At 62.2% G+C, this 13,941-nt stretch carries 10 protein-coding genes; 9 read left to right on the top strand and 1 reads right to left on the bottom strand.

Translation table 11 applies throughout. The annotated features are described in order from the left end of the window. Positions 1-171: 171 nt before the first annotated feature. From IE123_RS11610 to IE123_RS11600, 3 genes are all read left to right on the top strand, one after another. On the top strand, positions 172-2,703 hold the full coding sequence (locus tag IE123_RS11610) for a penicillin-binding protein 1A (protein ID WP_189518375.1): 2,532 nt from the start codon (positions 172-174) through the stop codon (positions 2,701-2,703). Positions 2,704-2,768: 65 nt separating this feature from the next. Continuing rightward, positions 2,769-3,614, top strand: a complete 846-nt coding sequence (locus tag IE123_RS11605) for a DUF481 domain-containing protein (RefSeq protein ID WP_308430221.1) — start codon at positions 2,769-2,771, stop codon at positions 3,612-3,614. A gap of 172 nt (positions 3,615-3,786) precedes the next feature. Further along, a complete protein-coding gene (locus tag IE123_RS11600; protein WP_189518373.1) occupies positions 3,787-4,590 on the top strand; it encodes a DUF481 domain-containing protein in 804 nt (267 codons plus the stop codon). A 76-nt stretch (positions 4,591-4,666) separates the two neighbouring features. On the opposite strand, the gene IE123_RS11595 is transcribed toward IE123_RS11600, so the two are convergent. Then, a complete protein-coding gene (locus IE123_RS11595) occupies positions 4,667-5,938 on the bottom strand; it encodes a malic enzyme-like NAD(P)-binding protein (protein WP_189518371.1) in 1,272 nt (423 codons plus the stop codon). A gap of 230 nt (positions 5,939-6,168) precedes the next feature. On the opposite strand from IE123_RS11595, the gene IE123_RS11590 reads away from it, so the two are divergent. From IE123_RS11590 to IE123_RS11565, 6 genes are all read left to right on the top strand, one after another. After that, complete coding sequence (locus tag IE123_RS11590; RefSeq protein WP_189518369.1) at positions 6,169-8,403, top strand: primosomal protein N'; 2,235 nt, start codon at positions 6,169-6,171, stop codon at positions 8,401-8,403. Between the two features lie 211 nt (positions 8,404-8,614). Next, entirely contained in the window at positions 8,615-10,300 is a 1,686-nt protein-coding gene (gene argS / locus IE123_RS11585; protein ID WP_189518367.1) for an arginine--tRNA ligase, read from the top strand. Continuing rightward, on the top strand, positions 10,301-11,182 hold the full coding sequence (locus tag IE123_RS11580; protein WP_189518365.1) for an SPOR domain-containing protein: 882 nt from the start codon (positions 10,301-10,303) through the stop codon (positions 11,180-11,182). A gap of 283 nt (positions 11,183-11,465) precedes the next feature. Further along, the gene (gene hslV / locus IE123_RS11575) at positions 11,466-11,987 is read left to right on the top strand and encodes an ATP-dependent protease subunit HslV (protein ID WP_189518363.1); all 522 of its coding nucleotides are present in this window, start codon (positions 11,466-11,468) and stop codon (positions 11,985-11,987) included. Between the two features lie 2 nt (positions 11,988-11,989). Next, positions 11,990-13,354: an ATP-dependent protease ATPase subunit HslU gene (hslU, locus tag IE123_RS11570; protein ID WP_229819723.1), complete on the top strand. Its 1,365-nt coding sequence runs from the start codon at positions 11,990-11,992 to the stop codon at positions 13,352-13,354. A gap of 137 nt (positions 13,355-13,491) precedes the next feature. Beyond that, on the top strand, positions 13,492-13,884 hold the full coding sequence (locus IE123_RS11565) for a gamma-butyrobetaine hydroxylase family protein (RefSeq protein ID WP_189518361.1): 393 nt from the start codon (positions 13,492-13,494) through the stop codon (positions 13,882-13,884). Positions 13,885-13,941: the final 57 nt, after the last annotated feature.

Below are 13,941 nucleotides of genomic sequence, written 5' to 3'. Positions count from 1 at the left end.
AAGCAGGTACTCTGTGCTCGACTACCCATTAACGCTGGTCGCCCCTGCACTGGCTACTTATAATGCCCGGCTTGCTAGTGCCACATACCCGCGCGGTCTTCGACTACGACGCCAGACGATCAACGACGTCCTGCGGACCCAAGCCCGCCTCATTGACGGAACACGTGTTACATGACGTTCATCAAGCGCCTGGTTTTTCACCTCTTCTTCCTGCTGCTTGCCATAACGGCCGGCATTGCACTTTCTGTAGCTGGCGCTGCGCTCTACTTCGCTCCCAGCCTGCCCGACGTTCATCAGCTGCAGGACTACCAGCTCGAGATGCCGCTGCGGGTGTACACCGCCGATGAAAAGCTCATCGGTGAGTTCGGTGCCCAGCGGCGCCAGCTGGTCAAGGGCGATGAGATTCCGCAGGACTTCATCAATGCGCTACTGGCGGCAGAAGATGCCGGTTTCTATCAGCACCCGGGCGTGGACCCGCGCGGCCTGATGCGCGCAGCCCTTGAGCTGGGCACCAGCGGGCGCATCCGCTCCGGCGGCAGTACCATCACCATGCAGGTGGCCCGTAACTATCTGCTCACACTGGATCAGACCTTTACCCGCAAGATTCGCGAAATCCTGCTGTCGCTGCAGATGGAGCAGATCCTCTCCAAGCAGCAGATCCTTGAGCTCTACGTCAACAAGATCTATCTGGGCCAGGGCGCCTATGGGGTGGGTGCCGCCGCCGAGGCCTATTTTGACAAGCCGCTGGATGAGCTGAGCCTGCCGGAACTGGCCACCATTGCCGGGCTGCCCAAGGCGCCCTCCAGCCTGAATCCGATCAGCAACCCCCAGCGCTCGCTGATTCGACGCAACTGGGTGCTGCTGCGCATGCATCAGCTTAACCTGATTGACCAGAACACCTATCAGGCCGCCGTTCAGGCCCCGATCGAAACCCGACGCCACCACAGTCAGCCTGACGTGCAGGCCCCCTGGGTGGCGGAGATGGCCCGCCAGTACGCCATCGAGCGTTTTGGTGATGAGGCCTACACCGGCAACTATCGCATCGTCACGACGCTGGACAGCAAAATGCAGGAAGCCGCCCGCGATGCGCTGATCAACGGTCTGGTGGACTACGACACCCGCCATGGCTGGCGCGGGGCTGAAGAAAGCGATATCCCGGCCAGCCTGTCGGAAGCCCAGGATCGTACCGACCGGGCAGGCCTTGAAGAAGAACTCTCCGAGTCGCCGGAAGTGGAAAGCACCGCACGCGAGGCGGCGGCACGCAGCAAGGTCACCGTGCCCGGCATCGAGGGTGATGTCAGTAACTGGCAGCGCGTACTGGACGCCACCCCGCGTCTGGGGCCGCTGCAGCCGGCGATCGTGATCGATACCAATGGGCGCACCATGCGGGTGCTCAATGACAACGACGAGGTTGTCACCATCGAGTGGCCGGGCCTTGAATGGGCCGCACGCTACCTGAGCCCACGCGGCCGGGCAGCCGCCCCGAGCAGTGCCGGTCAGATTGCCAGCCGCGGCGATCTGGTCCGTATCATGGAGCGCACCCGCGGTGACGGCTGGCGTCTGGCACAGATGCCGCAGGCCGAAGGCGCACTGGTCTCGCTGGATCCGCAGACCGGCGCCCTGCAGGCGCTGCAGGGGGGCTTCAGCTTCGCCAGCAGCAAGTTCAACCGGGTCACGCAGGCGCGTCGTCAGCCGGGGTCCGGCTTCAAGCCCTTCATCTATCTGGCAGCGCTTGAAAGTGGCATGACGCCGGCCACCATCATCAACGATGCACCGATCGTGCAGGCCGGCATCGGCAATCAAAACGCCTGGCGCCCGGAGAACGACGAGCGCAGTTTCGGCGGCCCGACCCGATTGCGCGTGGGGCTTTACCGTTCTAAGAACCTGGTGACCATCCGTACCCTGCAATCGGTCGGGCTGGATAACACCATTGACTTTCTGGTCAACATGGGCTTTGAACGTGACCGCCTGCCGCATGGCCTGTCGCTGGCGCTGGGCACGGCCGAGCTGACGCCGCTGGAGATCGCCCGCGGCTACGCCGAGATCGCCAACGGCGGTTTCCGCATCAAGCCGTGGTTCATCAAAAGCGTGACCCAGGGCGAGGACGGTCCCAATCTGCTGGAAGAGACCAATCCGCCGGCGGCCTGTCGCGAATGCGACCCGATGGATGCCACCGTCACCATTGACGGGCGCACCTATCCGATCGCCGAACGCGTGGCCTCTCCCGAGTCGGTGTATATGCTGCGTAGCATGATGCGTGATGTCATCGAGCGCGGCACCGGCCGCGGTGCGCTGTCGCTCAACCGTGGGGATATTGCCGGCAAGACCGGTACCACCAACGATCAGCGTGATGCCTGGTTCTTGGGCTTCAACAACAACGTGGCCACCAGCGTCTGGGTCGGCAAGGACACCAACGAGACCATCGCCGAATACGGTGCGCAGGCCGCTCTGCCGATCTGGAAGGACTATATGGGTGCGGTACTCAAGGGAACGCCGGAAGCCGCGCCGAGTGCGCCCGACGACATTGTGACAGTGCGCATTGACCCGGACACCGGCAAGCGTTTGCATGACGAGGACGGCGGCGGCATCAGCGAGATCTTCCGCAAGGACAACCTGCCGCCCTGGCAGCAGCGCTCGATCCGCCCTGAACTTGAATCGGAAAGCGGTTCTCAGGGCACCGGCAGCTACGACGCCATTTTCTGATCCTGATCGCGCCTTCCTGTCCGGGCACCCTGCCCGGACAGGTATCCACACCGCAGTGAAATTTCATGACCAAGAGCCCATCCAGCCACGCCTGCAACGACACCCCTGCTTCAACCGCGTCCGCCTCGGTGACCATGCCCTGCTCGTCACCGGCCCTGCGCCGATGTGTCGGTCTTTTCGTGCTGACCGTGCTCGCCTGCTGGCAAAGCAGTGCGTACGCCGCCGATTCGCTGTTCTATGCCCCGCCGCCGCCCAGCGATGATGCCGTGCCCTTTTCGGGCGCCATCGAACTGGGCTATACGGCGCTGTCCGGCAACACCAACACCGAGACGCTGCTGGGCAAGGGTCGTATTACCTGGTATGACCAGGCCTGGACACATACCACCCGCGCCGAAGTCAAAAACGTCAGTGACAGCGAAAACACCACTGCCGAGCAGTATCTGCTCAGTCAGCGTGAACGCTACTCGCTGGGCGACTCCCCCAACTACCTTTTTGGGCTGGCACGCTATGAAAAGGAGCGCTTCTCGGGCTACGACAATCAGTTCACGGCCATTACCGGCTATGGCCGTCAGATCTTCGATACCGACCTTCAGGCCCTGTCGCTGGAGGCAGGCCCGGGCTATCGCTATGACGACTATGAAAACGGCGGCAACCGACACATGTTGCTCGGCTATCTGGCTGCCGACTACGCCCTGTCCCTGTCGGATACGGCCAGTTTCATCCAGCAGTTTTCCGTCGAAGGGGCCGATGACAACGTGACGCTTCGTTCCTACTCGGCCATTTCAGTGGCCATTAACGCAAGCCTTGCGCTTCGCGTGTCCCACGACATCAAAAGCAACAGCAATCCGCCCCATGAGGCAGATGCCAACACCGATCGCACCACGGCGGCCTCGGTGGTTTACAACTTCTAACGCCTTTCAACGTTCTCGCCCACGAAGATATCGATCCTCACAAAACATGACCCTAATCCCTGTGTGGCCCACAGGCCTTGTAGGCACACTGCTGTCGCGCAGCGCCAGCGTCATGGGGCGCTGCCAATAGCACCACACAGGCCATGACCACTACAGCTGCCCTGCAGCGCACTTGATTCAAGAGATTTTCGTCATCATGGGTTCACGCCATCTACGTTTTTTTGTTCCTGCCCTGCCGCTGCTGGCCGGGTTGCTGTCGGCCGGCCAGAGTCTGGCGGCCGACAATGAAAACTTTGCCAATTATTCAACGCTTGAAAGTGCCAGTCAGGCCGAGGATTACTTTGATGGGGAGTATTCGCTGGGCTACACGAAACTGTCAGGCAACAGCAACAGCTCGAGTCTGCGCACCAGCACCAACCTGACCTGGTATGACGGTCCCTGGTCATGGAATCTCTATGGCGCCATCAATAGCGCCAGTGATGACAACGAAACCTCGGCCGAGAACTATAATCTCGGCGGACGTACCCGCTACAACCTGAGCGATGAGAACTATCTCTTCGGGCTGGCACGCTGGCGCAAGGACCGCTTTGCCGGCTACAACTCCCAGAGCACCCTGGCCGGCGGTTATGGCCGCCAGCTGCTCAGTGGACCACCACAGTCATTGTCGGTGGAGGCAGGTCCCGGCGTGCGTCGCGACAGCTATACCGATGGCGGCGAGAAGTATCGTGCGCTGGCCTATAGCGGACTGAACTATCGCTGGCACGTCTCGGACACGGCGACCTTCGGGCAGGATCTGGTACTGGAGGCCACCGGGCTCAACCTCATCATGCGCTCGCAGACCTCACTGACGGTCGCCATCAACGACGCCCTGGCGATGCGCCTGGCCTACGATGTCGATTTCAACGACGATCCGCCGGAAGACGCCGAGCACAAGACCGATACCACCACCGCAGTCTCGGTGGTCTACAACTTCTGATACGGTCCGGCCGGCATGAAAAAACCCCGCCACCCTTTTGGGTGGCGGGGTTTTTCGTGTTGCCTGCGTTAAGCGATCAGCTGCCGTACACGTCTTCGACGCTGGTCAGCGGATAGTGGGACGGATAGGCCTTCGTGGCCACACCGGAATCCACCGCAGCGCGGGCTACGGCCGAGGAGACCCGATCCAGCAGACGCGAGTCCATCGGCGTGGGGATGATGTAGCCGCGCCCGAACTCGAGCGACTCGAGCTCGTAGGCTTCCAGCACTTCATGGGTGACCGGCTCGCGGGCAAGGTCCTTGAGGGCGTGGACGGCCGCGACCTTCATCTCTTCATTGATGTCGCGGGCGCGTACGTCCAGTGCGCCGCGGAAAATGAAGGGGAAGCCCAGCACGTTGTTGACCTGGTTGGGATAGTCCGAGCGACCGGTCGCCATGATCACATCATCGCGGGTCGCATGCGCGGTGTCGGGATGAATCTCCGGGTCCGGGTTGGAGCAGGCAAACACCACCGGGTTGGCCGCCATCCTTTTGAGCTGCTCGGCGGCAAACAGATCAGGACCGGACAGCCCGATAAAGACATCGGCGCCATCAATGGCATCATCCAGACTGCGCTGTTCGGTAGTGGCCGCGTAGCGTGCCTTGAACTCGTTGAGATCATCACGACCATCGTGAATGACGCCCTTGCTGTCGAGCATGCGGATGTTGTCACGCGTAGCACCACAGGCGATCAGCAGGTCCATGCAGGCAATGGCCGCCGATCCGGCGCCCAGACAGACGATGCGGGCGTCTTCCAGCGTCTTGCCGGCGATGTCGAGGGCGTTGAGCAGGCCCGCCGCGGTGACAATGGCCGTACCGTGCTGGTCATCATGAAAGACCGGAATATCGCAGCGCGCCTTGAGCTCACGCTCGATCCGGAAGCACTCGGGCGCCTTGATGTCTTCCAGATTGATGCCGCCCCAGGTCAGGGCAATATTGGCCACGGTGTCGATAAAGGCGCTGGGGTCTGCCGTATCGACTTCGATGTCGATGGCATTGATGCCGGCAAAGCGCTTGAACAGCACACCCTTGCCTTCCATGACCGGCTTGCTGGCCAGTGCGCCCAGATTTCCAAGGCCCAGAATGGCGCTGCCGTTGGAAATGACCGCGACCAGATTGCCCTTGCCGGTATAGCGATAGGCAGTTTCCGGATCACGGGCGATCTCACGCACCGGCTCGGCCACGCCCGGGCTGTAGGCCATGGCAAGATGTCTTGAAGAGGTCGTGGGCTTGGTAATTTCGATGCTCAGCTTCCCCGGAATCGGGTCGGCGTGATAATCCAGTGCTGCCTGTCTTTTGTCCTGGGACATGTCTGTTATCCGATTGAAAATCAACTATCAATCCGGCGCAGCGTAACGAAAAAGCCCCCTGCCTACAAGCTGACAGCCCCGGCCGCGCAAGGGTACAAGGGCACTACAGGAATACACTTGAGGATCGCCGTCACGAACGGCCTGCAGAACGTGCTACCCTGCCGCGGCCCGCGATATCACCCTTAAAATGCGGGCCTGATATTCCTCTATACCTCTGGAGCAAGTCGATCGTGTCCACGCCTGGACCTGAACGCGTGATCCTGGCGGTGGCCGTGCCCTCGCCGCTCAAGCGAGTGTTTGATTACCTGCCCGATCGAGATGCGCCCGATGACGGCTGGGTGGCCGGCGTGCGCGTGCGTGTTCCCTTCGGACGGCGGTCGGTGATTGGTGTGGTAGTCGAGGTTCGCGGCCACAGCGATGTGCCCGTTGATCGTCTGCGGCGCATCGAAACCCTAATTGATCGCAGCCCCCTGCCCGGGGACTGGCTGTGGCTGTGCCGGTTTGCCGCACGCTATTACCAGCACTCGCTGGGCGAGACCATCAGCAGCGCCATGCCGACCCTGCTGCGCCAGGGGCGGCCGCTGGAAGCCCGCTCCCAGGCACGCTGGTTTATTACCGAGCGGGGCCACACACCGGGCGATGCCCTGGCGCGTGCGCCGCGTCAGGCCGAGCTTCTGGCCGCCATTGCCCAGCACCCGCGCGGACTGGTGACGCCGGCAATCGCCGCCCTGGGGTTCAATCGAGCCCAGCTTAATGCGCTGCGAGACAAGCAGCTGATCGATTGCCGCGAGGAGAGCGTGGCCGCTCCCGCCAGCGAGCGCTCGGCCAGAACGCTGGCCGAGCCTACGCTGCCGCTCAACCGCGAACAGGCTGCTGTGCTGGCCGAGCTTCATCAGGACATGGACCGGTTCCAGGTATCGCTTCTCCATGGCGTCACCGGCAGCGGCAAGACCGAGGTCTATCTGCAGTTGATCGAGGCCGTGCTGGATCGCGGACGCCAGGCACTGGTGCTGGTGCCGGAGATCGGCCTGACCCCGCAGACGCTGTCACGCTTTCGAAAACGCTTCAACGCACCGGTCATCACCCTGCACTCCGGACTCAACGACAGCGAACGCCTGGACAGCTGGGAAGCCGCACGCTCGGGACGCGCCGCCGTACTGATCGGCACTCGCTCGGCGGTCTTTACGCCCATGGCACGCCCCGGTGTCATCATTGTGGATGAGGAGCATGACGGTTCCTTCAAGCAGCAGGACAGCCTGCGCTACCACGCCCGCGATCTGGCCATCGTTCGCGCCCGGCATCATGGCATTCCCATCGTGCTGGGCAGCGCCACGCCATCGCTTGAGAGTCTTTCACGCGCACGTGACGGCCATTACCGCCATCTGCGGCTCAATACCCGGGCCGGCAACGCGGCACCAGCCATCCTGTCGCTGGTGGATCTGCGCGGCAAGCCGCAGCGCGGCGGGCTGGGGCCACAGGCGCTGACGGCCATCAAGGAGCATCTCCAGGCCGGGCGTCAGGTGCTGGTGTTCGTCAACCGCCGCGGCTTTGCACCCACGCTGACCTGTCACCAGTGCGGCTGGCTGGCCGAATGCCCGCAGTGCGATGCCCGCATGACCCTGCACCGTGACCCGCACCGTCTGATCTGCCATCACTGCGAGCAGCAGCGTGGCGTGCCGGATGCCTGTCCCAAATGTGGCAGTGCCGATTTAAGGCCCCAGGGCGCCGGGACCGAGCGCACCGAAGAGGCCCTGCAGGAGGCCTTCAGCGATACCCGTATCCTGCGTATTGACCGCGACACTACCCGTCGGCGCGACGCCCTGGAGAAGACGCTCACCGAGATTCACAAGGGCGCATGCTGTCTGCTGGTGGGCACCCAGATGCTGGCCAAGGGTCATCACTTCCCCCATGTGACACTGGTTGTGGTGGTCAATGCCGATGGGGGCCTCTACAGCGCCGACTTTCGCGCACTCGAGCACTCCGCGCAGCTGCTGACCCAGGTCGCCGGCCGGGCCGGACGCGCGCAGCACCCGGGGCGTGTACTGGTCCAGACCCTGCACCCCGAGGACCCGAGCCTGAGACTGCTGGCCGAGGAAGGCTATGACGCGCTGGCCGAGGAGCTTCTTAGCGAGCGCCGTCTGGCGGGCCTGCCGCCCTTTCGCTTCATGGCACTCATGCGCGGTGAAAGTGCGCGCATGGAAGCCGTGATCGAGCTGTTCACCCAGGCCGGTGACGCCGTGCGGGCGTGGCTCAACGAGCGGGGGCTGGCCGTTCACTGTCTGGGCCCGGTGCCGGCGCCGATGGAGCGACGTCAGAACCGCTATCATGCCCAGTTGCTGTTGAGTTCCGACAAACGCAGCGCCCTGCATGAAGCCAGCGCCTGGCTGGATGAATGGATGTCGCAGCAGGCCGATGCCCGGCGCCTGCGTTACAGCATCGATATCGATCCGCAGGAGATGTGCTGAGCCGACCCGGGCGGGCCCACACATGTTCGATACATGTCGGACACAATACCGGTTTTGACACTGTCCACGGTTGAACGATAATGGCGGGCGCCAAAGCGCCTGTCCCGCTTGATACGTCGACAGCGTCAACACAAGCGCGTTATCACCGGGCGCACAGTTCAAGACCTGGCCGAATGCGTCGGGCCAGCCATCCACGACCATAGATGCCAGCATGAAAGAGACGATTACCCTACTGCTCAATACGGCGCTCGAAGCCCTCAAGGCCGAAGGCGCCCTGCCCGTTGGCACCCAGCCCGACATCCGTGTCGATGCCGCGCGCGACCGCGCCCACGGCGACTACGCCAGCAATCTGGCCATGATGCTGGCCAAGCCTGCCGGCATGAAGCCGCGTGATCTGGCGGAACGCCTGATTGCAGCGCTGCCGGCTTCCAACGCTGTCTCGCGTGTCGAGATTGCCGGCCCCGGCTTCATCAACTTCTTCGTCAACACCAGCGCCGCCGGTGAAGTCCTGTTCGACATTCTTGAGGCCGGTGACGACTTCGGCCGCAACAATGACGGTGCCGGTCAGAAGGTGCAGGTCGAGTTTGTCTCGGCCAACCCGACCGGCCCGCTGCACGTGGGTCATGGCCGGGGCGCGGCAGTGGGCGACAGCCTCTGTCGTCTGCTGGAAGCCAACGGTTACAGTGTCACCCGCGAGTTCTATTACAACGATGCCGGCGCCCAGATCGATAATCTGGCCCTGTCGGTCGCTGCCCGCATCAAGGGCATCGAGCCCAACGATCCGGCCTGGCCGGCCGATGGCTATCGCGGCGAGTACATTCAGGACGTGGCGCGTGCCTACATGCAGGGCGAGACCGTCACGGCGGACGACCGTCAGGTCACGGCGGCAGCCAACCCCGACGACATGGACGCCATTCGTGCCTTTGCGGTGGCCTGGCTGCGCCATGAGCAGGATCTCGATCTCAAGGCCTTCGGCGTCGGGTTCGATGTCTTTTTCCTGGAATCTTCACTGTATGAAAGCGGCAAGGTCGAAGCGACCGTCGAGCGCCTGATTCAGGGCGGACATACCTATGAGTCCGACGGAGCCCTGTGGCTCAAGACGACCGATTTCGGGGATGACAAGGACCGCGTGATGCGAAAGCGCGAAGGCGGTTACACCTACTTCCTGCCTGACGTCGCCTATCACCTGGACAAGTGGCAGCGCGGTTTCACCACCGTCATCAACGAACAGGGCGCCGATCACCACTCCACGGTGACTCGCGTCCGAGCAGGCCTTCAGGCACTCGATGCCGATATCCCGCAGGGCTGGCCGGACTATGTCCTGCACCAGATGGTGCTGGTCACCCGTTCGGGTCAGGAGGTCAAGCTTTCCAAGCGGGCCGGCAGCTACGTCACCCTGCGCGATCTCATTGACGAAGTCGGCCGTGACGCCACGCGCTACTTCCTGGTGTCGCGCGCGGCGACCTCGCAGATGACCTTTGATATCGATCTGGCCCGCTCCCAGTCCAGCGACAACCCCGTCTACTACGCCCAGTACGCGCACGCACGCGTCTGCAGTGTCGAGGCGAAGGCGGCCGACAACGGCTGGGCCTTTGACGCAGGTCTGGCACGCGAGTCACTGCATCTGCTCGAAGATGCCCGCGAGCGCGATCTCATCAACCGTCTGGGCAGCTGGCCCGAGGCCGTGCGCCGCGCCGCCGAGCAGCGTGAGCCACAGCAGATCGCCCTGTATCTGCAGGAACTCGCCAGCGAATTTCATACCTGTTACAACGCCGTCAAGGTCATGGTCGATGACGCCAACCTGCGCAACGCGAGGCTGGCGCTCGGCATGGCCGTACGCCAGGTCATGCGCAACGGGCTTGACCTGCTTGGCGTCTCGGCTCCCAGGGAGATGTAAATGGCACAGCGCCAGAACAAGAGTGCGCCCTCGAGCAAGGGCGCCACATCACGCAACAAGGCCAAACGTGGCGGTGGCGGCGACGGCTTTCATGTGCCCGGCTGGCTGTGGGCGCTGGTAGGCATCATTGCAGGCTTCGCCATTGCGCAGTACTTCCACAACGATGCACCACCCAAGCGCGACCAGGTGGCCGCCGTGGTTGCCAAAAAGCGCGCCGATGGTGGCGATCAACAGCAGGGAAGCGAGTCGTCACCGCAGGACGCCGAAGAAGGCCAGATGCCGACCTTCGAGTTCTACACCCTGCTGCCCGAGTCGGAAGTGATTGCACCGAACGTGGAAGACTACAGCTCGTCCCCGCGACCGGGCACCGAGGGCGCCGTCCTGGAACAGCATGCCCGCCGTATCGCCGGCAGCAGCAGTAGCGCCTCGGTCAGCAATCCCGACGGTAACAAGGCTGCCTCGTCACAGCAGAGTGCCCCGGCGCGCAAGCCCGAACCTGCGCCTGAGCCGAAAGGCAATGCCGGCAGTAATGACGCCATTCAGCAGCTGGCGTCCCGCCACGAAGCGGCCGACAAGAGTCAGCGGGCTTCTTCAAATTCAGGCAGCAGCTCGGGCAGCAGCAGTTCCGGTTCCAGCAGCAGTTCAGGCCCCAGTTATATGCTGCAGGCAGCGTCGTTCAAGTCACAAAGCGATGCCAACACCATGGCCGGCAAGCTGCGTGATCTGGGCCTGGTGACCCAGGTCAGTCAGGTCAAAACGGCGGACAACACGACCTGGTATCGCGTCCAGGCCGGACCCTATCGGGATGCCGGAGAGCTGTCGCGTGCCAAGGGACTGATGCAGACCCGCGGCATCGATCCGATGCAGATTCAGCAGCGCTGAGACGCGGCGTTTGCTGATATCAGGGCGCCTGTTGCCATGCAACAGGCGCCCTTTTTCATGTGCCAGAGTGGCTCTTTGCGCCCTGAAAAGGGTCGAAAGCAGGCCATGACGGGGCCGCACGGCCCATTCAGGACAATTTCCCTGCAGGTCATGGCTTGATTTGGCGGATCAAAGCCCGCACTTCAGGGGAAAGTTTTCAAAACGCAGACGACTTTACGCGCTCCGGGCGCTGTCTGTGTTCAAGTCACCAGGTGCATGTCACCAACGAATTGGAGTAGCGCCGATGACCACGATTGTTTCCGTTCGCCGCGGCGAGCAGGTCGCCCTGGGTGGCGACGGTCAGGTATCGCTGGGCAATACGGTCATGAAGGGTAATGCCAGCAAGGTCCGCCGTTTTTACCGTGGCCAGGTACTGGCCGGTTTTGCCGGCGGTACGGCCGATGCCTTTACGCTGTTTGAACGCTTTGAAGCGCAGCTTGAGAAGTATCAGGGCCACCTGACCAAGGCGGCCGTGGAGCTTGCCAAGGAATGGCGCACCGACCGGGCCCTGCGCAAGCTCGAGGCGATGCTGGCCGTGGCCGATCGCAATGCCTCACTGATCATCACGGGTACGGGTGATGTCCTGGAGCCGGAACACGGCATCATCACCATCGGCTCGGGCGGTCAGTTTGCCAATGCCGCGGCACGTGCCCTGGTACAGAACACCGACCTCTCAGCGCGTGAAATCACTGAAAAGAGCCTCGCGATTGCGGCAGACATCTGTGTGTACACCAACCACAACGTGACGCTCGAATCACTGGACTGATCATGACAGAGACTTCCATGCCCTCTCAGAACGCCAACAGCAATCACATGACCCCGCGCGAGATCGTGCACGCGCTGGATCAATACATCATCGGTCAGGCCGACGCCAAGCGCGCCGTGGCCATTGCCCTGCGTAACCGCTGGCGTCGCATGCAGCTCGATGACACGCTGCGCCCCGAGGTCACACCCAAGAACATTCTGATGATCGGCCCGACCGGTGTGGGCAAGACCGAAATCGCCCGCCGTCTGGCCAAGCTTGCCAACGCGCCCTTTATCAAGATCGAGGCGACCAAGTTCACCGAAGTCGGTTATGTCGGGCGCGATGTGGAGTCGATCATTCGTGACCTGGTGGAAGCCGCCATCAAGCTGGTCCGTGAGCAGGCCAAGTCGCAGGTGGGTCACAAGGCTGATGATGCCGCCGAAGAGCGCATTCTTGACGCCCTGCTGCCGCCTGCCCGTGGCAGTGAGTACGACAGCGGCAAGAGCCGTGACAGCGCTACGCGTCAGACCTTTCGCAAGCAGCTGCGCGAAGGCAAGCTCGATGACAAGGAAATTGACATCGAGCTGTCACCGGCCGGTCAGGGCATGGACTTTCAGGCCCCTCCGGGCATGGAAGACATGGCCAATCAGCTGTCCAGCATGTTCTCCAGCATGGGCAAGCAGAACAAGGAAACGCGTCGCATCACCGTGAAGGAAGCGCTCAAGCTGGTACGTGATGAAGAGGCTTCCAGGCTGGTCAACGATGAAGACCTCAAGGCCCGCGCCATCGAGGCCGTCGAGCAAAACGGTATCGTGTTCCTTGACGAGATCGACAAGGTGGCCAAGCGCGCCGAATCCGGCAGCGGTGGTGATGTCTCCCGCGAAGGTGTGCAGCGTGACCTGCTGCCGCTGATCGAGGGGTCGACGGTGTCCACCAAGCACGGCATGGTGCATACCGATCACATTCTCTTTATCGCCTCGGGCGCATTCCACCTCTCCAAGCCCTCGGATCTGATTCCGGAGCTGCAGGGACGTCTGCCGATCCGTGTCGAGCTGTCGGCCCTGTCGCCGGACGAGTTCAAGCGCATCCTGACCGAGCCTTCTGCTTCCCTGACGCGTCAGTACGAGGCGTTGATGAAGACCGAAGGCCTTGACGTCGAGTTTACCGATGACGGCATCGAGCGCATCGCCCAGATCGCCTGGCAGGTCAACGAGGGCACCGAAAACATCGGTGCGCGACGCCTGCATACGGTGATGGAACGTCTGCTGGAAGAGGCGCTCTTTGAAGGCAGTGACATGAAAGGTCCGCTGGTCATCGATGGCCCCTATGTCGATGAGCGTCTGGGCGCACTGGCCCGCGACGAGGATCTGTCGCGCTACATCCTCTAAGGCATCTTTATCGTTTAACGCCAACAGCGTATCTTGTGAGGGCGGCCCGTTCATGGGCCGCCCGCTTTTTTGCATGATGCCCATCCTTTTGACAAAGGCGCATCATCCGGTACTCCTCAACATCATGGAGATATCCCATGAGTGCCCCCATGCCCACCGGCGTCCACTATCACCAGCGCAGTCGCGAGCTGGCGCTGACCTATGATATTGACGGTGAACAGCAAAGCTTTCGACTCAGTGCCGAAATGCTTCGAGTGTATTCCCCCTCGGCCGAGGTCCGCGGCCACAGCCCGGAGCAGGCAGTGCTGCAGACCGGCATGAAATATATCGGTCTTAAAAACATCACGGCAGTGGGCAACTACGCCCTCAAGCTGCACTTTGATGATGGCCACGACAGTGGCCTTTATACCTACGCCTATCTCTGGGAAATGATCGAACACCGCGAACTGTGGTGGGATGACTATCTTCACGAGCTCAAGAAGGCCAATGCCTCACGCGAGCCGCTGGGCATACCGCTGCAGCGCCAATAAGCGAAGACCGTATGGCCGTCAGGACAAATGATGTCCTGAAAGCTACAATGGCTCTCG

It is taken from the genome of Kushneria pakistanensis (assembly GCF_014652795.1).
In the GTDB taxonomy this organism is placed as follows: domain Bacteria; phylum Pseudomonadota; class Gammaproteobacteria; order Pseudomonadales; family Halomonadaceae; genus Kushneria; species Kushneria pakistanensis.
Note: the sequence above shows the minus strand (reverse complement) of the source record. Positions and strands in the feature narration are given on the sequence as shown.

Excerpts from the sequence above, each read along its gene's own strand:
- argS (WP_189518367.1), top strand. The coding sequence starts at position 8,615 with ATGAAAGAGACGATTACCCTACTGCTCAATACGGCGCTCGAAGCCCTC.
- IE123_RS11610 (WP_189518375.1), top strand. The coding sequence starts at position 172 with ATGACGTTCATCAAGCGCCTGGTTTTTCACCTCTTCTTCCTGCTGCTT.
- IE123_RS11605 (WP_308430221.1), top strand. The coding sequence starts at position 2,769 with ATGACCAAGAGCCCATCCAGCCACGCCTGCAACGACACCCCTGCTTCA.
- IE123_RS11580 (WP_189518365.1), top strand. The coding sequence starts at position 10,301 with ATGGCACAGCGCCAGAACAAGAGTGCGCCCTCGAGCAAGGGCGCCACA.
- IE123_RS11595 (WP_189518371.1), bottom strand. The coding sequence starts at position 5,938 with ATGTCCCAGGACAAAAGACAGGCAGCACTGGATTATCACGCCGACCCG.
- hslU (WP_229819723.1), top strand. The coding sequence starts at position 11,990 with ATGACAGAGACTTCCATGCCCTCTCAGAACGCCAACAGCAATCACATG.
- hslV (WP_189518363.1), top strand. The coding sequence starts at position 11,466 with ATGACCACGATTGTTTCCGTTCGCCGCGGCGAGCAGGTCGCCCTGGGT.
- IE123_RS11565 (WP_189518361.1), top strand. The coding sequence starts at position 13,492 with ATGAGTGCCCCCATGCCCACCGGCGTCCACTATCACCAGCGCAGTCGC.